The organism is Paracoccus sp. KKT209, assembly GCF_055635455.1.
Genome location: NZ_CM145758.1, coordinates 657,589 through 680,847 on the forward strand (window position 1 = coordinate 657,589; position 23,259 = coordinate 680,847).

At 64.9% G+C, this 23,259-nt stretch carries 23 protein-coding genes and 1 pseudogene; 15 read left to right on the forward strand and 9 right to left on the reverse strand.

Features of this window, described 5'->3' with window-relative positions; translation table 11 throughout:
* The first annotated feature begins 10 nt into the window (after positions 1–10).
* The 10 genes from purS to ACZ2G3_RS03375 all read left to right on the forward strand — a co-directional run bounded on the left by purS (position 11) and on the right by ACZ2G3_RS03375 (position 7,784).
* Positions 11–250: a phosphoribosylformylglycinamidine synthase subunit PurS gene (purS, locus tag ACZ2G3_RS03330; RefSeq protein ID WP_419271156.1), complete on the forward strand. Its 240-nt coding sequence runs from the start codon at positions 11–13 to the stop codon at positions 248–250.
* 96 nt (positions 251–346) lie between these two features.
* Entirely contained in the window at positions 347–1,141 is a 795-nt protein-coding gene (locus ACZ2G3_RS03335; RefSeq protein WP_419271155.1) for an ABC transporter ATP-binding protein, read from the forward strand.
* Between the two features lie 22 nt (positions 1,142–1,163).
* A complete protein-coding gene (locus ACZ2G3_RS03340; protein WP_419271154.1) occupies positions 1,164–1,898 on the forward strand; it encodes a transporter substrate-binding domain-containing protein in 735 nt (244 codons plus the stop codon).
* Between the two features lie 50 nt (positions 1,899–1,948).
* The gene (locus tag ACZ2G3_RS03345) at positions 1,949–2,830 is read left to right on the forward strand and encodes an ABC transporter permease (protein WP_470397637.1); all 882 of its coding nucleotides are present in this window, start codon (positions 1,949–1,951) and stop codon (positions 2,828–2,830) included.
* The gene (locus ACZ2G3_RS03350; protein WP_470397639.1) at positions 2,827–3,651 is read left to right on the forward strand and encodes an ABC transporter permease; all 825 of its coding nucleotides are present in this window, start codon (positions 2,827–2,829) and stop codon (positions 3,649–3,651) included. The genes ACZ2G3_RS03345 and ACZ2G3_RS03350 overlap by 4 nt, the downstream gene beginning before the upstream one ends.
* Positions 3,652–3,656: 5 nt before the next feature.
* Positions 3,657–4,991: a glutamine synthetase family protein gene (locus tag ACZ2G3_RS03355; protein ID WP_470399034.1), complete on the forward strand. Its 1,335-nt coding sequence runs from the start codon at positions 3,657–3,659 to the stop codon at positions 4,989–4,991.
* A 466-nt stretch (positions 4,992–5,457) separates the two neighbouring features.
* On the forward strand, positions 5,458–6,402 hold the full coding sequence (locus tag ACZ2G3_RS03360; protein ID WP_470397641.1) for an AAA family ATPase: 945 nt from the start codon (positions 5,458–5,460) through the stop codon (positions 6,400–6,402).
* 52 nt (positions 6,403–6,454) lie between these two features.
* A complete protein-coding gene (locus ACZ2G3_RS03365) occupies positions 6,455–6,826 on the forward strand; it encodes a hypothetical protein (RefSeq protein WP_470397642.1) in 372 nt (123 codons plus the stop codon).
* A 101-nt stretch (positions 6,827–6,927) separates the two neighbouring features.
* The gene (locus ACZ2G3_RS03370) at positions 6,928–7,413 is read left to right on the forward strand and encodes a DUF6634 family protein (protein WP_470397644.1); all 486 of its coding nucleotides are present in this window, start codon (positions 6,928–6,930) and stop codon (positions 7,411–7,413) included.
* Between the two features lie 26 nt (positions 7,414–7,439).
* Positions 7,440–7,784: a hypothetical protein gene (locus tag ACZ2G3_RS03375; RefSeq protein WP_470397646.1), complete on the forward strand. Its 345-nt coding sequence runs from the start codon at positions 7,440–7,442 to the stop codon at positions 7,782–7,784.
* A 186-nt stretch (positions 7,785–7,970) separates the two neighbouring features.
* Here the strand turns inward: ACZ2G3_RS03375 and ACZ2G3_RS03380 are convergent, their stop codons facing one another.
* From ACZ2G3_RS03380 to ACZ2G3_RS03410, 7 genes are all read right to left on the reverse strand, one after another.
* A complete protein-coding gene (locus ACZ2G3_RS03380; protein WP_470397647.1) occupies positions 7,971–8,321 on the reverse strand; it encodes a hypothetical protein in 351 nt (116 codons plus the stop codon).
* A gap of 141 nt (positions 8,322–8,462) precedes the next feature.
* Positions 8,463–10,829, reverse strand: coding sequence for a heavy metal translocating P-type ATPase (locus tag ACZ2G3_RS03385; protein WP_470397649.1), 2,367 nt, complete (start codon positions 10,827–10,829; stop codon positions 8,463–8,465).
* 140 nt (positions 10,830–10,969) lie between these two features.
* The gene (gene copM, locus ACZ2G3_RS03390) at positions 10,970–11,485 is read right to left on the reverse strand and encodes a CopM family metallochaperone (protein WP_470397651.1); all 516 of its coding nucleotides are present in this window, start codon (positions 11,483–11,485) and stop codon (positions 10,970–10,972) included.
* A gap of 1,347 nt (positions 11,486–12,832) precedes the next feature.
* Positions 12,833–13,642, reverse strand: coding sequence for a PPC domain-containing DNA-binding protein (locus tag ACZ2G3_RS03395; protein ID WP_470397653.1), 810 nt, complete (start codon positions 13,640–13,642; stop codon positions 12,833–12,835).
* On the reverse strand, positions 13,621–15,201 hold the full coding sequence (locus ACZ2G3_RS03400) for an acyl-CoA synthetase (RefSeq protein WP_470397655.1): 1,581 nt from the start codon (positions 15,199–15,201) through the stop codon (positions 13,621–13,623). The genes ACZ2G3_RS03395 and ACZ2G3_RS03400 overlap by 22 nt, the downstream gene beginning before the upstream one ends.
* On the reverse strand, positions 15,198–16,367 hold the full coding sequence (locus ACZ2G3_RS03405; RefSeq protein WP_470397656.1) for an acetyl-CoA acetyltransferase: 1,170 nt from the start codon (positions 16,365–16,367) through the stop codon (positions 15,198–15,200). The genes ACZ2G3_RS03400 and ACZ2G3_RS03405 overlap by 4 nt, the downstream gene beginning before the upstream one ends.
* Positions 16,364–17,182 (reverse strand): IclR family transcriptional regulator, encoded by an 819-nt coding sequence (locus ACZ2G3_RS03410; protein ID WP_470397658.1) that lies wholly within the window; start codon positions 17,180–17,182, stop codon positions 16,364–16,366. Before ACZ2G3_RS03410 ends, ACZ2G3_RS03405 begins: the two co-directional genes overlap by 4 nt.
* Positions 17,183–17,321: 139 nt before the next feature.
* On the opposite strand from ACZ2G3_RS03410, the gene ACZ2G3_RS03415 reads away from it, so the two are divergent.
* The 5 genes from ACZ2G3_RS03415 (at position 17,322) to ACZ2G3_RS03435 (ending at position 21,549) form a co-directional block, all read left to right on the forward strand.
* Positions 17,322–18,329 (forward strand): DctP family TRAP transporter solute-binding subunit, encoded by a 1,008-nt coding sequence (locus ACZ2G3_RS03415; protein ID WP_470397660.1) that lies wholly within the window; start codon positions 17,322–17,324, stop codon positions 18,327–18,329.
* Positions 18,330–18,374: 45 nt separating this feature from the next.
* Entirely contained in the window at positions 18,375–18,854 is a 480-nt protein-coding gene (locus tag ACZ2G3_RS03420; protein ID WP_419269102.1) for a TRAP transporter small permease, read from the forward strand.
* A complete protein-coding gene (locus ACZ2G3_RS03425) occupies positions 18,847–20,160 on the forward strand; it encodes a TRAP transporter large permease (protein WP_470397662.1) in 1,314 nt (437 codons plus the stop codon). Before ACZ2G3_RS03420 ends, ACZ2G3_RS03425 begins: the two co-directional genes overlap by 8 nt.
* Positions 20,161–20,179: 19 nt before the next feature.
* Complete coding sequence (locus ACZ2G3_RS03430) at positions 20,180–20,938, forward strand: SDR family NAD(P)-dependent oxidoreductase (RefSeq protein ID WP_470397664.1); 759 nt, start codon at positions 20,180–20,182, stop codon at positions 20,936–20,938.
* Positions 20,939–21,180: 242 nt separating this feature from the next.
* Positions 21,181–21,549: a hypothetical protein gene (locus ACZ2G3_RS03435; protein ID WP_470397666.1), complete on the forward strand. Its 369-nt coding sequence runs from the start codon at positions 21,181–21,183 to the stop codon at positions 21,547–21,549.
* 26 nt (positions 21,550–21,575) lie between these two features.
* Here ACZ2G3_RS03435 and ACZ2G3_RS03440 read toward each other — a convergent pair whose 3' ends face one another.
* Both ACZ2G3_RS03440 and gfa read right to left on the reverse strand, forming a co-directional pair.
* Positions 21,576–21,974, reverse strand: a complete 399-nt coding sequence (locus ACZ2G3_RS03440) for a hypothetical protein (RefSeq protein ID WP_470397667.1) — start codon at positions 21,972–21,974, stop codon at positions 21,576–21,578.
* Positions 21,975–22,141: 167 nt separating this feature from the next.
* Positions 22,142–22,720: pseudogene (gene gfa, locus ACZ2G3_RS03445) on the reverse strand (S-(hydroxymethyl)glutathione synthase); the annotation flags it as partial.
* Positions 22,721–23,259 lie beyond the last annotated feature (539 nt).

Here is a 23,259-nt window from a genome sequence, read left to right on the forward strand (position 1 = left end):
ACGCCCCGCCATGAAAGCACGTGTGACCATCATGCTGAAGGACGGCGTCCTGGACCCGCAGGGCGAGGCGATCCGCCACGCGCTGGGGGGACTGGGCCATGGCGGCGTCTCGGGCGTGCGCCAGGGCAAGCTGATCGAGCTGGACCTGGCTGCCACCGACCCCGAAACCGCCCGCGCCGAGGTGACCCGGATGTGCGAGGGGCTGCTGGCCAACACCGTGATCGAGAAATATTCGATCGAGATTGCCTGACCTTTCGTCCTGACGCAGCGGCAACCTGCCTTATCGGCAGGTTGCCCGCTTCACCCCGTTGCAAATGGGGCGCTTTTGACGCCCAATGCGCGGATGATGAGCAAGACCCCTTCCCAAGCCGACACTCCGCCGGTCATCCAGATCACCGGGCTGCACAAGGCCTATGGTCCGCTCGAGGTGCTCAAGGGCATCTCGATGACGGCGCCGCGCGGCCATGTGATCAGCCTGATCGGGTCGTCGGGCTCGGGCAAATCCACGCTTCTGCGCTGCTGCAACCTCTTGGAGGACAGCCAGGCCGGCGAGATCCTGTTCGAGGGAGAGGCCGTGCGCTGGAAGGGCCAGGGCCAGTCCCGCATGCCCGCCGACCGCGCGCAGGTGACCCGGTTCCGCACCAACCTGTCGATGGTCTTTCAGCAGTTCAACCTGTGGTCCCACATGACGATCCTTCAGAACGTCATGGAGGCCCCGGTCACCGTCCTGGGCGAGGACCGCGCCGAGGTCGAGGCGCGGGCCCGCGACCTGCTGGACAAGGTGGGCATCGGCGACAAGGCCGGGGCCTGGCCCGCGCAGCTGTCGGGCGGCCAGCAGCAGCGGGCGGCCATCGCCCGCGCGCTCTGCATGCAGCCCAAGGCGCTGCTCTTCGACGAACCCACCAGCGCCCTTGACCCCGAACTGCAGCAGGAGGTGGTCAAGGTCATCAAGGATCTGGCCGCGGAGCATCGCACGATGATCCTGGTCACCCATGACATGCGGCTGGCCGCCGATGTCAGCGATCACGTCGTGTTCCTGCACCAGGGCGTGATCTGCGAAGAAGGCCCGCCCGCGCGGCTGTTCGGGGACCCGCAGACCGACCGTCTGCGCCAGTTCCTGTCCGCCACGATGGCCAATTAAAGACGCACAGGAAAGGTAAGACATGAAACTTCTGACGATTGCTGCTGCCGCTCTGGCACTGACCGCCGGCCTGTCGCAGGCCCAGACCATCCGCATGGGCACCGAAGGGGCCTATCCTCCCTACAACTTCATCGACGACGCCACGGGCGAGGTCACCGGCTTCGAGATCGAGTTGGGCAACGAGCTCTGCGCCCGGGCCGAACTGGACTGCACCTGGGTGCGCAATGACTGGGATTCGATCATCCCGAACCTGGTGTCGTCGAACTACGACACGATCCTGGCCGGCATGAACATCAACGAGGAGCGCAAGCAGGTCATCCAGTTCACGCAGCCCTATACCCCCGCCATGCCCTCCGCCTATGCGGCGCTGTCGGCCGATGCGGATGTCGAGGGCGGCGTGGTCGCGGCGCAGACCAGCACGATCCAAGCCGGCCATGTGGCCAGCACCGGCGCGACGCTGCTGGAATATCCCAATCCCGACCAGACCGTCGCCGCCGTCCGCAATGGCGAGGCCGACGCGGTCTTTGCCGACAAGGACTTCCTGGCCCCCATCGTCGAGGAATCGAACGGCGAGCTGGTCTGGGTCGAGGGCTTTGACACCGTCCCCCTGGGCGAGGGCATCGGCATGGGCCTGCGCCAGTCCGACACCGAACTGCGCGACAAGTTCGACACCGCCATCACCGCGATGAAGGAAGACGGCAGCCTTAACGCGCTGATCCTCAAGTGGTTCGGCGAAGACGCGCTGGTCTTCGAATGATCTGACCCGCCGCCGCGGGATCGTCCCGCGGCGGCCTTCCGGGACCCAAGATGTTTTCCTACTGCACCGATCCGTCCTCGCTCGAAGGGCTCGTCTGGCTGTCGTGCTATCTGACATCCGGCACACATCTGCTGTTCTATGCCAGCTTCGGAACGGTGCTGATCCTGCTGGCGATCACCGCGCCCGTCGCGCTGCTGTTCGGCTATGGCGGGGCCATGGCGGCCCGGTCGTCGATCGCGCCGCTGCGCTGGTTCGGCAAGCTCTATACCTCGATGGTGCGCGGCGTGCCCGACATCATCTTCTTCCTGTTCGTGCCCATCGCGCTGGACCAGGGCTTCGAATGGCTGCGCCACCAGGTCCTGTGCGACAGCAGCCAATCGGTCTGGCAGGGCAACGATTTCGTCGTCTGCGATGCCGCCAAGCTGCCGCTGAACACCAGCGCGGCCTGGGTGCATGACGCCTATGGCATCTTCCTGGCGGTCGTCGCCTTTTCCGTCGTGTTCGGGGCCTTCGCGGCCAACGTGCTTTTTGGCGCGATGCAGGCGGTACCGCGCGCGCAGCTGGAAACGGCCGAGGCCTATGGCATGACCCGCCGCCAGGTGACCCGCCGCGTGCTGGTCCCGCAGATGTGGACCTATGCGTTGCCGGGCCTGTCGAACCTGTGGATGATCCTGATCAAGGCCACGCCGCTGCTGTTCCTTCTGGGGGTCGAGGACGTCGTCTACTGGGCGCGCGAACTGGGCGGCGCCAAGACCAGCGCCTTCAGCTATCCCCATCCCGACTGGCGGCTGTACTATTTCCTGGCGCTGCTGGTCTTCTACCTGCTGATGACCTGGGCCTCGGAACGGGTGCTGGGCCGCGTGACGCAGCGGTTGTCGCGCGGGCAGGCGACAATGGGCGGCGAGGCGCAGCGCAAGGGGGCGGTGGCATGAGCTGCACCCAGACCATCATCGACTATGGCCTGCGCTCGATCGGCATCGGCGAACGCCTGCTGCCGCGCGAGGGGTACGATCTCTGCCAGCAGTTCACCCTGATCGGGTCGGGCCTGATCTGGAACCTCTATTTCGCCATCCTGGCGCTGGCCATGGGCTTCGTCCTGGCCACGGCCGTGGCGATGGCCAAGGCCAGCCCGCGTTCCTGGCTGCGCAGGCCCGCCAATGCCTTCATCTTCCTGTTCCGCGGCAGCCCGCTGTTCATCCAGTTCTTCATCGCCTACGAGGCGCTGGTCCTGCTGCCGCGGGCCGGCGTCGACATCCTGGGGCTGACCGTGCAGACCAGCTGGCTGACCAAGGCCTGGGCCGGGGCGCTGATCGTCCTGACCCTGAACACCACCGCCTATACGGCGCAGATCTTTCACGGCGCGCTGATGTCCGTCCCGAAGGGTGATGTCGAGGCCGCCGATGCCTATGGCATGACCGGCTGGACGCGCTTTCGCCGGGTGATCTGGCCCACCATGCTGCGGCTGGCCTGGCCCTCCTACACCAACGAGGCGATCTTTCTCTTCCACGCCACCACGCTGGTCTATTTTTCGGGCTTTCCGGCGTTCCAGCAGCGGGGGGACGCGCTCTATTACGCCAGCTACTTCGCGGACCGGACCTTCAACCCCTTCGTGGCCTATCCGATCGCCGCCGCCTATTTCATCGCCGCCACGCTGCTGCTGATCTGGCTGTTCGGCCGCGTGAACCGTCGCCTGAACCGCCACCTGCCGGGGCAGGGCGGGCGGGTCAGATACCGTCCTTTGCTAGTGAGATGACCAACATGGAATGGCTGCGCGAACATCCCGAGGTAAAGACGATCCGCGTCGCGGCCGCCGACCTGAACGGAGTGGCGCGCGGCAAGCGTCTGCCGGCCCGCAACGCCTTGGCGCTGATGGAGGGGGGGACCAAGTTCCCCTATTCGGTCCTCAACCTGGATATCTGGGGCGAGGATGTCGAGGACAGCCCGCTGGTCTTCGAGGCCGGCGATCCCGACGGGTTGCTGATGCCGACCGAGCGCGGTTTCCTGCCCATGCCCTGGCTGGATGCGGCCCCCACCGCGCTGCTGCCCCTGTGGATGTTCCACCCCGACGGGCGCCCCTATGACGGCGACCCGCGCCAGGCGCTGGCCCGCGTGGCTGAACGTTACGCCGCCGCCGGCCTGACCCCCGTGGTGGCGACCGAGCTGGAATTCTTCCTCATCGACGACAGCGGCCGGCAGCTGCGCGTGCCCCCCAGCCCGCGTTCGGGCAAGCGGCGGACGGGGGGCGAGGTCCTGTCGCTGCGCGCGCTGGATGCCTTCGATCAGTTCTTCACCACGCTCTATGATGCCTGCGAATCGATGGACATCCCGGCCGACACGGCGATCTCCGAGGCCGGGCCCGGCCAGTTCGAGATCAACCTGATGCACCAGGCCGATCCGCTGAAGGCCGCCGACGACACCTGGCTGTTCAAGATGCTGGTCAAGGGCGTCGCGCGCTCCTACGGCTTTGCCGCCAGCTTCATGGCCAAGCCCTACGAGGCGTTTTCGGGCAACGGGATGCACATGCATTTCTCGATCCTGGACCGCGAGGGGCGCAACATCTTCGACAATGGCGGCGAGGAAGGGTCCGAGGCGCTGCGCCAGGCCGTCGCCGGCTGCCTGTGCGCCATGCCCGGGTCGACGCTGCTGTTCGCCCCGCACGAGAACAGCTATGACCGGCTGGTCCCGAACGCCCATGCGCCGACCGGCATCGGTTGGGCCTACGAGAACCGCACGGCCGCGATCCGCATCCCCTCGTCAGGCCCAAAGGCACGCCGGATCGAGCATCGCGTGGCGGGGGGCGACGTGAACCCCTACCTGACCATCGCCGCGATCCTGGGCGCCGCCCTGAACGGCATCGAGGACCAGCTGCAGGCGCCCCCGCCCTTCAAGGGCAACGCCTATGACCAGCATCTGGCGCAGCTGCCCGGAGACTGGGGCGCCGCCATCGAGGCCTTCGATCAGTGCCCCCAGATCCGCCGCATCCTGCCCGCGCATCTGGTCGAGAATTACCTGATGACCAAGCGTCAGGAACTGCACTACATGGCGGAGCTGTCGGACGAGGAGACGGTCGAGCTGTATCTGGACACGGTGTAGGTGTGTAGAGGCCCCCATAAAACTGCCATTTCGGGGGTTTTCTGCCATTTCGACAACCATAACGCTGCCACTGGTTCGCGTTTCACGCAACTAAGTTAGAATTTTCAGCGGCTTAATGGCATTGATGCCGGACAGGGCCAAGCTGCGCCAGCTGTGTCCCTGCTGCGGGCCGCTGGCTTGACGGCGTGGCCGTCGGATCTCAACACTTCCTCCTGACCCGGGTCCTTCCTGAAACCAGCGTCTGCGCCTTCGGGCCAGCCGCATCCGGCCGCGGATGAGCGGCTGGTTCATGCGAGGACCGACCATGCGAAACCACCCCTTCATCAGGGCCAGGATGCCTGACCCGGACCTGTCGGCGCGCAGGATCACCAAGCGGCTGGTGCTGCACCTGCTTCGGCTTCGCGCCGCTCGCGCTGGCGTCGATCTGTCCCGGCATGAGGACTGAGACCTCTACGATCTTGCCTGCATGGGCGCGGTCGAGGGCATCAGCGTGCCGCAGAAGGACCACAGGCGCGCGAACCGGCGGGCCAGCCGGCTCCATGATCGCATCCTGCGTGCTTCGGGGGTCGGGCATCTGGACAAGCAGGACCGCGAGCGGCTGTCGCCCCTGAAGGACGGCGTCAGCCTTGCCCAGATCTCCGACGAGCATCACGCCGATGTCCTGGCGGCGACGCTTCACCAAGAAATGCCGTGGATGGCGCCGGCGACCGAACATGCCTGGAACGCCATGCGCAGGTCCGTGCGCGAAGGTCATCCCGGGTTCCGCCTGCCGCCGGTGATCTTCGACGGCCCGCCGGGCATCGGCAAGACCCACTGGGCACGGCGGCTGGGCGAGCTGATCGGCGCCGGCAGCCTCGTGATCGACGCGACCAGCGAAGGGGGCAGCTTCGCGGTGGTCGGCTCTCAGCGCGGCTGGTCGAGCGCCCGCCCGGGCCGCGTGTTCGAGTTCGTGCTGGAGCGGCTGTCGGGCAATCCTCTCGTGGTCGTCGACGAGGTCGAGAAGGCGGGCGATGTCAGGTCATCCAGCGGACATTCCCATGCTCTCGCCCCCGCGCTGCTGCCGCTCCTTGAGCCCGTCACCGCAGCAGACTGGAGCTGCCCCTACTTCCGGGTGCGCTGTGACATGTCGTGGATCAGCTGGATCCTGCTGGTCAACAACCTGGCGCCGCTGCCAGAGCCGCTCATCAGCCGCTGCACCGTCCTTCGGCTGCAGGACGTGGAGCTGCCCCACCTGATGGCCTTTGCGGAACGCCAGGGACGCGCCCGCGGTCTTTCCGGAGCCTCAATCTCGGCCATCGTCGACGCCCTGGCAGTGGTCGCGCCTCATGCAGAGGCGAGGCCGAGCCTTCGGACGGTGCTGAGGATGCTCCAACGTGCCCTCGACATGGAAAACAGGTCGGTGGCGATGTGAGATGTCCCGCAAGCAAAGAATGACAGGCCGTGGCAGGGCGCGCCTTCGGGTCTTGCGCAGGCAGATCCTCAGCGGCGTCGAGATGATCAGTGGCGATGAAGCACGTGGAATGCTGGGTCGGTCGGATGCGTGTCCGTCTTGGTGCAGCTTTCCGAAGGAGGGCTGCCTTCTGCGCTTCCGTGTCGCCGGTACTTGGAAATATCCTGTCTTCCAGTTCGACTTGATCAACCGTCGGCTCGACCCTGGATTCGCCCAGATCCTCGCTGCTGCCAGAGCGGCGAAATGGAGCGACCTCCGGCTGCTGAACTGGCTGATGCGCCCGCATCTCGATTTTGACGGAGTTCCAGCCGACGCCTTGAAGGGGCCCGACGGCGCCGTCCTTGCGGTTTTCCTCAGGGAGATCGGGCCGGAGTGCCATGGGTAGCTTCGGATGACGCCGGCGATTCGGGCGCCGAAGCCCTCTCGATGGAAGCCTCTCGCGATCGGCCGCCGTGCCCAGCCATGCCCACAGTAACCGCCCCAATCATGGAGACCCAGATGCACGACCCTCACAGTTTCTTCTGCCTTGCCAAGGCTTCCGTCGCCGCGCTTGAACGCGGTCCCACGTCTGAGGATCTCGCCGAGGCCCCTCTGGCAGATCTTTGGGCCGTTCTTGTCAAGGACGAGGGCGATCTTCCGGCCCTTTGGGCGCAGGTCTCGGGGCACCCCCTGCTGGGAGACCGCCAGATCCTGACATCGGCCCTGGTCGGGCTGAGCCGTGACGCCGGATGGGCCAGGACGATCAGCCGGTGGTATCGCCTCGGCAGGCCGTTCCCGAGTGCAGTGATCACGCTCGCCTCCTCTGGTCATGATCCAAACCGGAGGACCGGCTACCTGCCGCTTTGGTCCTCAGGATATCTGGCGGTTGTGGACGAGGCGCTCCTCAAGGCGAAGACGACGCGCTTCGTGTCGCTGTTGAAGAACCTCGAAGCGCACATGGAGAGCGGCGCTTCGGGAAGGAGACTGCAATGACTGCAAGGCGAACGAAGCGAGGCAGTATGGCCGACGATGGCGGGGGCAGCCTCCTGGAGAGGATGCGAGCTGCCAACCCTGCAGGGGCGGCGCTGCTCGATCAGCACCGAGCGGAAGCTGATCTCGCCATGGCCCTGCGGGCCATGCGCAAGACGAAGCAGATGAGCCAGGCAGACCTTCGGCGCGCATCCGAAGAACTCGGCCGGCCGCTGACACTGTCGATGATTGGACGCCTGGAAAGCCCGACGGCTGCCTTGCCGAATCTAGAAAGTATCGTGAGCTACGCCGCAGCCTGCGGCGCCCAGGTGGAGCTATCGTTCCTGTTCAAGACAGCGGATGATCGTCACGTCCTCAAGGTCTCATTGTCCTGACGAAGGCTGCCGACAGGCCGAACCGCACGCTCCGAGCCGGTGAAGAGGGACGGCAGGTGGCGGCCCTGTGCGGCCGGTCGAGACAGTCGCGGCGGCGCCGTGCAGCTTCCCGAGAGCAGATGCTCGTGCTTGGCGCAGCGAAATCGGCAGGCCACAGTCCGCTGCGGTGCGACACAAACTTGCCTGTCATTCACCCAATACGACCGACCTCATTTCGGCGCAGAGAATATATTCCTGCATCGACATCTGGCCGCCGTCCATGAATGAGCCCTGTGCGGCGAAGTTTGCGCGAAAGCGATCGACATACTCAAGCATGATTGGCTCCATCTCCGTGATGGCATAATCAACCTGCTTCTGAACATCTGGTTCGCCGAACCCTCTCTCTTCAGCTTTCTGAACGCGGAGCATTGCCGCAAATATTAAGCTCTGCTCGGCGGCTTGCCGGGAACTTTCTAGTAGATCCGGACCTAAGTTCACGCCTGCGTAGCGCTCTGTTCCCGTATATAGCGCCGCGCATCTGATCCAAGGATATCCCACTTCTATACTGACCTGCCCCCCGTTGGTCCGTCGGTCATAACGAGAGTCTGCCGGTTTGTGCGCTGCTCCCCAACCTTGGACCACCGGATGCTGGAGTTTTCCGGCTCGTGCCCCATGCGGCCACGCGCTTGGGCCTTGTGCTCACAGCTTTACGCCCCGCAGCCGTGCGGCATTGGCGATCACGCTGACCGAGGACAGGGCCATGGCGGCGGCCGCGATGATCGGGGACAGCAGAAAGCCGAAGACCGGATAAAGAGCCCCTGCCGCGACCGGGATGCCGAGCGCGTTGTAGATGAAGGCGAAGAACAGGTTTTGCCGGATGTTGCGCATCACCGCCTCGGACAGCCGCCGTGCCCGGACGATGCCGGTCAGATCGCCCTTGAGCAGGGTGACACCGGCGCTCTCCATGGCCACATCGGTGCCGGTGCCCATGGCGATGCCGACATCGGCGGCCGCTAGGGCGGGCGCATCGCTGACCCCGTCGCCCGCCATGGCCACGACCCGCCCTTCTGCCTTGTAGCGCTGGACCACGGCGCTTTTCTGGTCGGGCAGAACCTCGGCCTCGACATCGTCGATGCCAAGCTGCCGCGCCACGGCTCTTGCCGTGGTCCAGTTGTCGCCGGTCAACATGACAACCCGGATGCCATCGACCTTGAGGGCAGCGAGGGCCTCCGGCGTTGAGGGTTTCACCGGGTCCGCGATGGCAAAGATCGTGGCAGGCTCGCCATCCACGCCCATGAAGATGGCGGTGGCGCCATCGGCACGCAACGCGTCGGCGCGGGCGGCAAGGGACGCGACATCCACGCCCTGCTCGGCAAGGAACCGGGCATTGCCCAAGGCGATGCACTTGCCCTCGACCATGCCCAGGGCGCCCTTGCCCGTGGGCGAGTCGAACTCTGCCACAGGTGCGGCTGCCACGCCCCGGTTCTCCGCTGCCCGCACGATGGCAAGCGCCAGGGGATGTTCGCTGGCCCGTTCCACGCTGGCCGCAAGACGCAGCACTTCGGCGTCGGTCCATCCGGGGGCGGGAACGATCGCGGTGACGGCGGGCCGGCCTTCGGTCAGGGTGCCGGTCTTGTCGACCACAATCGTGTCTACCTTCTCCATATGCTCCAAAGCCTCGGCGTTTTTGATCAAGACCCCCGCCTGCGCGCCGCGGCCGACCCCCACCATGATCGACATCGGGGTGGCAAGGCCGAGGGCGCAGGGGCAGGCGATGATCAGGACCGAGACGGCAGCGATCAGCCCGAACGAGAAACGCGGCTCTGGTCCCCAGACGGACCAGGCCGCAAAGGCCAGCAGAGCCACAAGGATCACCGCCGGCACGAACCACCCCGAGACCTGGTCTGCAAGCCGCTGGATCGGCGCACGCGAGCGCTGCGCCTCGGCCACCAACTGCACAATCTGGGACAGCATGGTGTCGCGGCCCACCTTGCGCGCCTCGATCACCAGGGCGCCGGACTGGTTCATCGTTCCGCCAATCGCCGTGGCGCCAGCCTCCTTGGTCACGGGCATGGATTCACCCGTGACCATCGACTCGTCCACCGCGCTGCGCCCTTCCAGGACCGCGCCGTCCACGGGGACCTTTTCCCCAGGGCGCACCCGGAGCTGATCCCCAACCTGCACCAGGTCGAGCGACACTTCCTCTTCGGTGCCATCCCCTCTGATCCGCCGGGCAGTCTTCGGAGCCAGATCAAGCAGGGCCCGAATCGCCCCGCTGGTGCCTTCGCGCGCCTTCAGTTCCAGGGCCTGACCCAGCAGCACCAGCACGGTGATGACAGAGGCCGCCTCGAAGTAGACTGCGACCGATCCGTCATGCTGGCGAAACGCATCAGGGAAGATGCCGGGTAATGCCGTTGCCACGATGCTGTATACCCACGCGGTGCCTGTCCCCAAGGCAATCAGGGTGAACATGTTGAGGTTGCGGGTCACCAGCGGCTGCCAGGCACGCACAAAGAAAGGCCATCCGGCCCAGAGCACGACTGGTGTCGCCAGGATCAGCTGCAGCCAGTTGGACGTGCGCTGCCCGAGGTAGTGGTCTAGCCCCAGGAAATGCCCACCCATCTCGAGGATGACGACAGGGATCGTCAGCGCCAGCCCGATCCGCAGGCGGCGCCGCATGTCGATCAGTTCCTCGTTCGGTTCAGCCTCCAGGCTGACCAAGAGAGGCTCCAGGGCCATCCCGCAGATCGGGCATGACCCCGGCCCGACCTGCCGGATCTCGGGATGCATCGGACAGGTGTAGATCGTTCCTTCGGGAACGGGATCGGAGGCCGCGGCCCCTGCCAGATCAAGGTAACGGGCCGGTTCGGCCAGGAACTTTGTCCGGCATCCGGCCGAGCAGAAGTGATACGTTCGCCCGCCGTGCTCTGCGCGGCGCGCCGAGGTGTGAGTATCGATCGTCATGCCGCAGACCGGATCCTTTACCCGATGCTCGCTGTCACCGGGGTCGCTGGGGCCTTGGTGCAACTGGACCTGAGCGGTATGATCGCCATGAGACGTCGACATGATATGTCCTTTCCCGAACAGGTTCCGCACCGTTATCTCCCTGTCACTAATCCTGGGTCATCTTGGCATGTCGGGACACAGGACAAGGAATTGGGGGTAAGGCGTAGCCGCCGACGCCTCACGCGCCGGCGGCCAGTCGCTTATTGCTGGGCCGTATGTTCCTCGACCCAAGCCGTCATCTCCTCAATTTCCGGCCCCTGCGCGTCGATGATCTTCTGAGCCATCTGTTTCGTCGCCTCATCCTTGCCATATTTCAACTCGACTTCTGCCATCGCAATGGCGCCCGCGTGATGCGCGATCATCCCGCAGTGGAAGGCAAGGTCGGGATCCTTGATAAAGTGGGTGGCCATCATGGGAGCGTTCATCTCCATCATGACCTGCATGGAAGCCTTCTGGGCCTCGTCCATGCCTTCCATGCGGCCCATACCGCCCATCATGTCGGACATGTCCATGCCCTGCATCATGCCTCCGCGCATCATACCGGGCATTCCAGACTGCTGGATCGCGTTCTGGCAACCCTGGGGCAGGATCGAGAGATCCGCCGTCTGCTCGGCTTGGTTCGCGGGCGCACCCTGCTGGGCGGGAGCGGCGTCTTGCGCGAAACCGGGCGTGGCAAGAAGCGTGGCAATTGCTACGGTGAATTGGAGTTTACCCATGGCTGTTCTCCTGAGGGTTGATTGGTGATTAGGACCGTTTAGGCCGCCATCTTGCGACAATTATCGGCTTAGGGCGGGTCTCGACGCGGTCCTGCAGGTTGCCGTCGGAACACCGACGTGCTGCATCTTTTGACGAAAGGAGAGAAGAGAAGCGCCAGCCAGACGACGTCAGACCGGGCGCAAGTCCCGCAGGCTCGCCATGAGATCAGACGGGAAGCCGCGGGGGGCGGCGCGGACCTTCGAGCACGCGTCCACTGAGGAGCGGCACAGAAACGAGAACGATTGATTCCTCGTGCGCCATGTGCTGTGGAGACGGGATCTCCTGCGGTGCAAGCGCCAGGTGACAGACGTCTCCGCAACACGGGGGTGTTCCAGCTCCATCGCCCTGATCATGCGCCGAGGCAGAACAAGCTGTGGCTACGCTGTGCAAAGTGGTGACATCACAGGCGGCACTCCCATGTCTAGCTTCGGAAAGAACATGGGCTTGGTTACTAGGAACGGACGAGTGCGACAGCATCCCCTCTGCGATCACCGAGTGGGCAAGAACCGCCGCCATGAACAGGAAGGCTGCTGCATTCACGAGCAGCATCCGCCCGTGTGAAGCCTTGGTCATGCGGGTCGTCTCATAGCCCATGACGCAAAACACCTGAGCATCTCAACTGTTCCGGCTGACAGTATTCCTGAGCCGGCTGCCACCTACCGAATTCTTGACCCAGTCGTCTGCAAAATCTGGCTCGTAGGCATGTTAAGTTTGCGCCCTGCTGCCAGTCCTCGTCAATCTGCCTCTTCCGGGTCGCCCTAGGGCAGGCGCCTAGAAGCCAAAGCACTCTTAGAAGCACTGCCCTCAGGTTTCGGCTGAGAGGACCATGTTGGGACAGGTAGAACCTGCATGCGCGCTGCTGTTGCGTATGCAGCGCTTTAAGGCACGCAACCTGCGGCAAAAACGACAGCGTTGGTTCAATATGCGCGCAGTGAATGGAGAGGCGTTACTTCCCCCAGCCTTGGCGAACGGCGGCTTCTTACAAATGCTCTAGAAATTGTGCTGCACCGCCATCAGGCTGCTTTCTGCCCTCTCTGCTTCGGCGCTGGAATCCCGCGCTTAGGCTGAATGGCCGCTATAGCGAGATGCTGCAAATGCTATGCACTTCGGGACTGGGCAAATACCTAGCTCCGTCGGGTTCCGGCTAAACTTCTGCTGATGAGATGCGCTGCCGACGGATCGGGCGGGTGCCACGCGAGGTAAGGTCGCTTCAGCCCACATCCGGCAGGATCTACCGGACGCGGGGTAGATTTCGTGTTTAAGTCCCTCAATGCCCATTGTCGGATGACCTGGTCAGCTTTGGCTTGCTAAGCATCGATCAACAGCAATTCCGCCGTGATGCAGACCATGTTTGATCCTGAGAGCACGCCTTGATGCACTGTGCCTTCCTGACTGACCGAAGCGATGCGTAATCGGGCGCGATCCTGGCCTAGGATCAGGATCTCAGTCGCTGGGCCGGGCAGTGAGGCGCATGTAGAGAAGCGCGTGCCAATAAGGCTGCCGAGGCCGAGGACACGCGTCCTGCCGCGCGTCAAGGCGTTGATCGTGGGCACGAGGTCCATATGCGGGCGGAGTCGCACAAGTCGCGCAGGAAGTCCTCCCGAAAGCCGCCGGGGTCGCGGACCGGGACTGAACAGGGGAAAGCCCGTCTCGGCGTCGGGCCCGCGGCGGAACACGGCACCATCCAAGTGCCATCCGCTGATCTGGACGTTGCGCGACAGTCGCGTGGCTTCGGGACGAAGGTGGCCCATCTGCAGGGCGCCCCTGGCGTCGGTCCAGAGGCCGTGTGCATGGATCGCGCGCCCTTGGCCCAGATGCAGGCCGGCGGTGACGATGCGAGCACTTGGGCCCAGGATGCGGGTATCGCTGTAGAAGGCCACGCGCCCGTCGCCCGGCGGCGGCGCCGGGATGACGAAGGACAGCCGATCACAGGGTAGATCCTCAAGCATCAGCCAAGCGGCAGTGATCCCCGCATGCCGGGCGGCAACGGCAACGGCGCGGTCCAGCGGCAACCCTGCCCTCAGTCGCAGGCGCACGGGATGCGCGCAGCAGGGAACGACCTGGACGCGCTGTCGATCCGCCGGGCCGGGATGAATCAGCATCCCGGCTGCGGCCATTGATTACGGGCGATCAACTCCTCACGGATCATCTTGCGGGTGACCTTACCATAGGCGGATTTAGGCAGCGCGTCCCAGATCAGCAGGCGCTTGGGTCGCTTGTAGCTGGCGATGCGCGGGGCTAGCCAGTCCAGCACCGCCTGCGGGTCGGGTGTCGTGCCCGCGCGGGGGACGCAGACGGCCAGTCCGGCCTCGCCCCAGACGGGATCGGGCGTGCCCAGCACGACCGCCTCGGACAGGTCGGGGTGGGTGAGCAGCTTTTCCTCGATCTCGCGCGGGTGGATGTTCGATCCGCCCGAGATGAACATGTCCGACGACCGCCCCGTCAGATAGAGGAACCCCTGCGCGTCCATGTGGCCAAGGTCGCCGGTCAGGAACCAGCCGTCGCGAAAGGACTTTGCATTGGCATCCGGATTGTCGTGATAGCCGGAGAAAACGGCGGGGCCGATGACCGCGATCTCTCCGGTCTGGCCGGAGGGCAGCTCAGTGCCTTGGTCGTCCTGGACCTGCACCTGCATGCCGGTGCGCGCCAGACCGCAGGTGCCGATGCGCATGTGCGCGTCGTCGGGCGAATGATGGGCGGGCGGCAGGACGGTGATGTTGCCGGTGACCTCTCCCAAGCCAAAATACTGGACCAGCACCGGACCAAGCGTCTGGAGCGCTCGGACCTGGTCGGCGCGATACATCGGCGCACCGGCATAGATGACATAGCGCAGGCTGGAGTGGTCATGGCGCGCGACTGACGCATCCTCGACCAGCAGCTTCAGGATGGTGGGGACGGTAAACATGTTCGTCACCCGGTGCCGTTCGACCAGCGACCACAGATGGGCCGCGTCGAAGCGGTCGCCGGTGGGCAGGATGGTCGGCACGCCGCGCGCGATCTGGGTAAGCGCGTGGATGCCTGCTCCATGCGACAGCGGTGCCACCACCAGCGAGATGTCTTGTTCCGTGGTGCCGGGCATCAAATCGCAGAGGTGGTTGGTGACGACAAAGGCCATTTGGCCATGGGTCAACACCGCGGCCTTGGGATGTCCCGTCGTTCCCGAGGTATAGAAGAACCAGGCCGGATCATCGCGCGTGACCGCGGCTTCGGGCGGCATCCGGCCCATGTGGCGCGCGATCAGCGCCTCGTGGTCAGGGCCCAGGGGCGATGCGCCGATGGGGATGATCGCCGAGATATGGGCTGCGCAGGCGGCAGCATGGTCCGGAAACTGCGCGCCGCAGAACATCGCACGCGCGCCCGAGGACTGGGCCAGATAGGCCAGATCATCGGGCGACAGGCGGAAATTGGCGGGCACCCAGACCGCGCCGATGTGCCAACAGGCGAACATCGTCTCCAGCATCTGCAAGCAGTTGGAGGATTGCACCAAGACGCGGTCGCCCTTGGTCAGGCGAAAATCGCGCGACAGCGCGTGGGCCAATGCGCCGACACGGGTCTGCATTTGCGCCCAGGTGGTGACATGGTCGCCATGGATCAGGGCAGGGGCGTCGGGCAGGCGGCGGGCGTTCTGGGTCAGGAAATGGCCCAGGTTCATCACCCGGTCCGAAACGGGGATCATCGCACCCGCTCCAGGATCGAGACATAGTTCGTCACCGCCGCACCTCCCATGTTGAAGACGCCCGCCAGGGTCGCGCCGGGCAGTTGCATGTCGCCGGCATCGCCGCTCAGCTGCATCGCCGCCATGACATGCTGCGACACGCCGGTCGCGCCGATGGGGTGGCCGCGTGATTTCAGCCCCCCAGACAGGTTCACCGGCAGCCGCCCGTCGCGATGGGTCACGCCGTCGCGGATCACGCGGTGGCCCTGACCGGGTTCGGCCAGGCCCATCGCCTCGTATTCCAGCATCTCGGCGATGGTGAAGCAGTCGTGGGTCTCGACCAGCGACAGGTCGTCCAGGGTCACGCCCGCGCGGTCCAGCGCCTGCGTCCAGGCGGCGCGGGCGGCGTGCATCGCCAGCATGTCGCGTCGCGACAGGGCCAGCGGGTCGTTGGCCTGCGCGCGGGCGCGAAAGGCGATGGCGCGGCGCATGGACAGCGCGGTGTCCGCATCGGCCAGCACCAGCACCGCCGCCCCGTCCGAGATCAACGAGCAGTCGCTGCGCCGCAGCGGTCCCGCTACGCGGGGGTTGCGGTCGGACACGGTGTTGCAGAAGGCCACGCCCAGATCCTTGCGCATATGGGCATAGGGGTTCAGCATTCCGTTTTCGTGGTTCTTGGCTGCGATCATGGCCAGTTCCTGCGAGCGGTCGCCGTAGCGCTGAAAATAGCTGGCCGCGATCTGCCCGAAGAGGCCCGCGAAACCGGCGTCCACCTGCGCCTCCTCGGCATGGAAGCTGGCGCCCAGCAGGATGTCGCCGACCTCTGCGGTAGGGGTGGCGGTCATCTTTTCCGCGCCCACCACCAGCGCGATGCGGCCCCGGCCGGCAGCGATGAAATCCATCGCGCCATGCAGGGCGGCAGAGCCTGTGGCGCATGCGTTCTCGTATCGTGTGGCGGGAACATGGGCCAAGTCGGGGACCGCTATGCCGACCAGCGCGCCCTGAAAATCCTGCGGCGAAAAGCCGTTGTTGAAGACGCCGGTGAAGATGCCGTCCACGTCCGCTGCCGTGATGCCGGCATGGTCCAGCGCCAAGGGCACGGCCTCGGCCATCAGGGCGCAGGTGTCGGGGGCGTCGGACTTGCCAAAGCGCGTGTGGCTCCAGCCGACGATCATCGGGTCGGTCATGTCTGTCTGTCCTTGGTTGGCTGTGCCAGGCGGGCCTCTATCCGGGCGGCCTCGGCGCGCAGATGGCGGGTCAGGTCGGGCAGGCGGTCGGGGCGCATCCGCGCCTCGACCGTGGCGATGGACAGGGCGCCCGCGAGCCGCCCGTCGGGATGCTGCAGCGTGATGCCCAAGCCCCAGGACCCCTCGATCACCAGGCCGGGGTTCAGCGCTACGCCATCGGCGCGGGTTTGTGCGATCAGGTCGCGCATTCGATCTAGGGTCAGGGCCGGATAGCGGTCCGTCAGCACTGGCGCGATGGCGCGCAGGATGGTGTCGGCCTCGTCGTCGGGCAGGGCGGCCAGCATCGCCAGCGAGCCTGCACCTACGCCCAGGGGATGGGTCTGGCCCGCGACCAGCGCGTGGCTGCGCAGGGGATAGCTGCCCTCCTCGCGCATCAGGCACAGCGAACTGGCCCCACGCCGCACCGACAGCAGCGCCGCATCGCCCGTGATCTGCGCCAAGCGCATCACGCTCTCGCTGGCCGCCGCGATCAGCCCGGGGCGCCGCGCAGCCTGCGCGCCTAGGACCTGCATCTGCGCGCCCAGGTGATAGCGGCTGCCGGCGTCCTGTTCCGCCATGCCCGCCCGGATCAGCGCCAAGGCCAGCCGTCGGACAGTGGCCTTGTTCAGCCCGGTGCCGGCCACCAGACCGGCCAGCGTCGCACCCTGATCACCGCTGGTGCCGATCAGGTTCAGCAACAGAAGTGCCCGGTCCACACTTTGCGTGCCGGTATCAGGGAGGTCCACGATGTGGACTGATGACGCGGGCTGGGTCATGTGAATTTCCATTCGTTGCGGACAGATTGGCGAAAGAACAGAAGATAATGCAAGTTTTTTCTTGCCATGCCGCAAAGCGTCGCACCATGATGTGAACCGACGCCACGAGAGGGTGGCAGGTTCCAGGGGAGGGATTGCGATGTCACAGATGGGATGGGGACGGCTGGCGCTGGCCACGGCTTTGGTGTCGACACTGGGCATGGGGGCTGCGCTGGCCGAGACGCTGCGCCTTTCGCACAATACCGGTGACGGCACGACCTGGCACAAGGGAGCCGAGCGGTTCGGGGAATTGCTGGCCGAGCGCAGTGGCGGAGAGATGGAACTGCGTGTCTTCCCCAACGCACAGCTGGCAGGGGGAGACCAGATGCGCCAAGCCGACATGGTGGGCCGGGGTGCGTTGGATTTCGTGATGACATCCGCCATCAACGTCACGCCGCTGGTGCAGGAGATGGCAGTATTCTCTCTGCCCTATATGTATGAGAACTATGCCCAGGTGGATGCCACCACCGCCGACGAAGGCCCCGCCGAGGCGCTGCGCGAGATACTGCGGGGCAAGGGCATCGAGGTGCTGGCCTGGGGCGAGAACGGGTTCCGCGAGGTCACGAACAACACCCGCCCGATCAAGACTCCCGCGGACATGCAGGGCCTGAACATGCGCGTGGCCGGCCCGATGTATATCGACGTGATGAACGCGCTTGGCGCCAATCCCCAACAAATGCAGTGGACCGAGACGCTGACCGCGCTGCAGCAGGGTGTTGTGGACGGGCAGGAGAACCCCATTGGGGCAGTAATCATTCCGCAGCAAGTTTATGAAGTGCAGAAATACCTGACGACGTGGCATTATTCCTACGACCCGATCTTCTTGGGCATCTCCAAGGAGAAATACGACGGCTATGACGCCGAGACCCAAGCCATGCTGCGCGAGGTGGCGGCCGAGGCGATGGATTACCAGCGCCAGATCACCCGCGAGGGAACCGAGACCGGTGTTGCCTTCCTGCGCGAGAAGGGGATGGAGGTCTATGAGCCGAGCCCCGAGGAGCTGGCCGCCTTCCGCGCGGCGACCCAGCCCGCTTTTGACCAATGGGCCGAACGGGTCGGTCCCGAACTGGTCGCGGCCTTCCAGGATGCCATCGCGCAGGCGAAATAATCAGGACGGGGAGCGCCGCGCGCCCCGCTCCGCCCGGAGGTCCCCATGCTGTCTTTCCTGTCGCGCGAGGCCGAGCGGCTGATCTGTGCCGTGCTGTTCCTAGGCATGACCCTCCTGGGGTTCGCCAACGTGGTGGTGCGCTATGCCACCAACTATTCGCTGGCCTCGTCTGAGGAACTGCTGACCAACGGGTTCCTGCTGCTGACCGTCTTCGGCGCGGCCATCGCGGCGCGGCAGGGACAGCACTTGGCGGTCACGGCTTTTGTATCAATGCTGCCGCGCCGGGCGGGGCAGGCGGTCGTGGCGCTGTCCGTGATCCTGTCGGTGGGCCTGCTCGTTGCGTCTGCCTGGCTGGCTCTGGGGGCGGTGCAGGTGCTGTATCTCAACGGACTGACCTCCTACGCGCTGCGGATCCCGATGTGGTATTACCAAGCGGCGGTGCCGTTCGCGTTTCTGCTGATCGCCTGGCGGTTCGTGCAGCATGCGATCGATGAATTCCGGCAGGCGGGGACGGATCATGCCTGACATCGGCCCCGGCACGCAGATGATCGTGCTGTTCTTCCTGCTCCTGGCGCTGCGCGTGCCGGTGGCATTCTCTCTGGGCCTGTCGGCGCTATACGCGATGTGGCGAATGGGCTTCGGGCTGGAACTGGCGGGTGATCTGATCACGGCGGGCGTGGCGCGCTATTCGCTGCTGGCCATCCCTTTCTTCATCCTGGCGGGTGCCTTGATGGGCAGCACCGGCATCGCGGAACGGATGATCCGCTTTTTCCGGGTGCTGGTCGGCGGCTTGCCCGGGGGCATGGGAGTGGTTGGCACGGTCGTGTGCCTGTTCTGGGGCGCGGTGAGTGGCTCGGGGCCTGCGTCTGTCGCGGCCATCGGCCCGATGATCATCAAGGGCATGGAGGAGGACGGCTACACCCGCGCCCATGCCGCGGGCCTGGTCTGCGCCGGGGCGGCGCTGTCGATCGTCATTCCGCCCTCGATCGGGCTGGTGCTGTTCGGGGTTATCGCCGAGGTGTCCATTTCCCAGCTGTTTGTGGCGGCCATCCTTCCGGGGCTGTTCATGGGGCTGACCATGCTGGCCGTGCTGCCCTTCATCGCGCCGAAAGGGGCGGGCGGGTCGCTGGATCGGCTGGTCCCCGACCCCCATGGGGGCCTGCCCTATGGCCCGCGGCTGTGGCGCAGTTTCCGCGACAGCTTTTGGGGATTGATGACGCCGGTGGTGATTCTGGGCGGGATATATTCTGGCATCTTCACACCCACCGAGGCCGCGCTGGTGGCCACCGTCTATGCGCTGCTGGTCGGCGGCCTGATCTATCGCAGCCTGCCCCTGCGAGCGCTTTACGACACGCTGGCTGATGCGGCAGCATCTTCGGCAACGGTGATGCTGATCGTGGCCTATGCGGGCCTGTTTGGATGGGTCATCACAGTTGAGGATCTGGTTGGAACCTATTCCGGCGGCCTTCTGGCGCTGTCGGACAACGGGTGGGTGATCCTCTTGGTGATCATGTTGATCCTGCTGGTCGCGGGCATGTTCATGGACGCGATCACGGTGATGTTCATCACCTTGCCCATCGTGCTGCCGGTGATGCACGAGCTAGGCTGGGACCCGGTCTGGTTCGGGGTTGTGGTGATGATCAACCTGGCCATCGGGCTGATCACCCCGCCGGTAGGCGTCAACCTGTTCGTGGCAGCAAATGTGGCCCGTTTGCCCATCGAGCGGGTGGCGCGGGGGGCGCTGCCGTTCCTGGCCGCCACCCTGGCGGGTCTGGCCGTCGTTGCGGCCTTTCCCCAGATGTCGCTGTGGCTGATCCACTGGCTGAGATGATTTCCTGAAAGGACCCCCCATGACCGACAAGACCGCCATCATCACCGGGGCCGCACGTGGCATCGGGTTGGCGACCGCCCGATTGCTGTCTCAGCGCGGTTGGCGCGTGGTTCTGGCCGACATCGACGCTGATGAGCTGCAGCGCGTGGTTCTGGGATGGGAGGATGCGCTGGCCGTCACCTGTGACGTATCCGACCCGGATCAGGTTCAGGCGATGGTCGCCCGCACGGTCGAATGGTCAGGGCGACTGGACGCGTTGGTCAACAATGCCGGTGTCGCCGATTTCCGGCCGATGGGGGAAACCGATCTGGCAACCTGGCGTCGCATCATGGCGGTGAATCTGGACGGGGTGTTCCTGTGTTCGCAGGCGGCGATCCCGCATCTGGCGCGGACAGGGGGTGCGATCGTGAACATCGCTTCCATCTCAGGGCTCCGGGCCAGCACTTTGCGGGTGGCGTATGGCACCTCCAAGGCGGCGGTAATCCACCTGACTCGTCAGCAGGCAGCCGAGCTGGGCGAACAGGGCATTCGCGCCAACTGCGTGGCACCCGGGCCGGTCGACACCAAGCTGGCTCTCGCTGTCCACAGCCCTGTAATTCGGGCGGCCTATCACGACTCGATCCCGCTGAACCGCTACGGGGAAGAGGGAGAAATCGCACAGGCCATCGCATTTCTATGCAGCGATCAGGCGTCCTACGTCACGGGTCAGGTGTTGGCGGTAGATGGAGGGTTCGAGGCGACAGGAGTGGGCCTGCCTGCCCTACGCTTAGGAAATTGATCGCCTCCACTGAGAGCAGATAGCCTTCGCCGGGGACTTCGGGAGTTTCAAGCAGCTAGACCAGCAACCTCGACACGATTTTACCCATCCGGCCCATAGCTGACCGTCAGGTGGCTGACGCTGCCGTGGCACAGCGTCCCTGAAGCGGTCGCTCGTGCTTGCCGCCGCATATAGTGAACCTTGCTGCGGGCGGCACCGTTTCCGAGGATGATGAACCCGCCCTAAGCCGATGCTTCCCGACATTGAACGCGCGCATCCTGCAGTTCGAGCTCGCCCGGCTGGCGGGCGGCTTGGTTGCGCTTCTGCCGAACCTTCTAGCCGCCCTCATTGTCCGTGCCCTGACATGGCCGCTGCCGCGCTATGCGGGACGAGGCCTGACTCCTCCGGCGCTGGCACCAGCGCCGGCGCTGATCGCCGCGGTGGTTCTGATCTTTCCGGGAACGTTGTCACGGATTTTGAGTGTGGGCTCGCTGGTCGCCGGCGTGGCCTTCAAGGGCATCTTCGCGAACTATCTTGCTGGCCTCCTCATCCTGCTGCGGCTCAGCTTTAGAGAGCCGGTTCCGCTTGATGGGGCGCAAGTGAGTCAGCGGCAGACGTCGAAACGCTGCTGAGCGTGCTTGGCCTCAAGGGCACTTGTTCATCCGCCAAAGAAGCACTCGTCGGCTCTTGGCGGGCTATCAGCCCCGCCAGCAAGTCGTTGCATCGCCTCTGCTAAGCCGCCAATGCAATCCCGAAGGCGACGAGCGTCAGGGACGCCCTGAGGTTCTCCTGCCTCGCCAGGCGAGGCTTGTTGCATCTCATCTTTAAGGTCATCCGGAAGTGACAACGCCCGATTGCGCTTGCCGATGCTGGCAAGATCCCCAGAGTGATCGGTAGTCTGATGCACGACAAGAGGGAGGGTGCGACCGTCGCGCTGGATGCGGCCGCAAACGGCAATCATGAGTGCTGACGGCATAACGCGGCGGTGCGTCGAGAAAGGCTTCGGCTGGACAACGAGACTGGCATCATCCATCTTGTCGTCCCAGGTGAAGAACATCACCTTATTGCGGACTACCGTCCGAAAAGCTTGTTCAGCAGCCGAGTGAAGATTGATCTGCTTTCTTGGGCAGGGGGCGCCGGGGCCGGTGTCCGTTGCGGCGCCGGGGACGCGCTTTGCTTTGCCTCTGCAGGCACTGGGGATGCGCTCTGCCGTGTCTGGGCGGGCGCAGGTTTCGTCTGGCGCTTGGCAGCATGGGTGGCGATGGCATCCATCAGGGGCGGTGACAACGTGTCATAGGGAGTAAGCCCCAACTCGCGCAGTCGTGCCCGAATGCCGTCCATTCGGGAGGGATCAACACCCGACTCGATAACCGAACTGACAAAGGCTGCGAATTCGGGGGCTGACCACCCCTTGTCTTTCGACAATTCGGTATGCACAAAATCCAGCCCGAAGAACGGGTGGTCCTTGTTCTCGATCCGGCCATACATGTGCACTCCGCACTCGCGGCAGGCGTAACGCCGGATCGGCGCATCCTTGTTGACCACGTGCAGCTTGTCGCCGTTCTCCAGGACCTCGACCGCGTCGCGCGACACCACGGCGACCATGCTGAAGATCGCCCCTTCGGGCTTCCAGCACTTGGTGCAGCCGCAGACATGGTTATGCGCGGTTTGCGCTCCGACGCGGATGCTCACCGGCCTGTTGGTGCAATGACAACTCAAAGCGCCTCCGGAAAAGTCCGAGCTGTCTCGCTTTATGCCGTTGTCGACGGCAGGATGAATAAGCACGTTTTCAGTGTTTGCCATGGCCCTCTCCTCCGATGACCTGATCCGTTCAGCTTCTTTCGAGCAGACGGGATCGGCAAGTTGGCAGAAAGTCTAAGGTCCGCACCTTGGCCGTTCTTGGCAAACTCCCACTGATCTTGGACCACAAGCGCATCGCGTTCTTCGGTCGGATCTGCCAGGCATACCCCTCGTCCTGACGCAGCGGCTGGTGGATCCGGCACCTGCCGCCCGCGCAAGCGCAAGTGCGTGGGTTTGTGAACCTGCGACACGTGACCCTCTTTGCTTTGCGGTGGATCGATGCTGCCGGCAAACTCTGTTGGTGCCCCTTCTGAGCCCACAATACTGCCGCCGACATGGCAGGACTGCCGCCGTCCGGGGCCGCCGCTGCACCAACTCAAAAGATGGGAACATCAAAGGCGAGGCACGTTCTGGAGGCCACGACTGCGGTCGCCCCCGAGGTGGCGCGCAAATTTATTGAAGTGGACCGATGCTGTGCACCGGTAGGACGAGGGTATGGAACGAGGCCGGATTTCGATTGTGGTGCTCAACTTCCTCCGCCA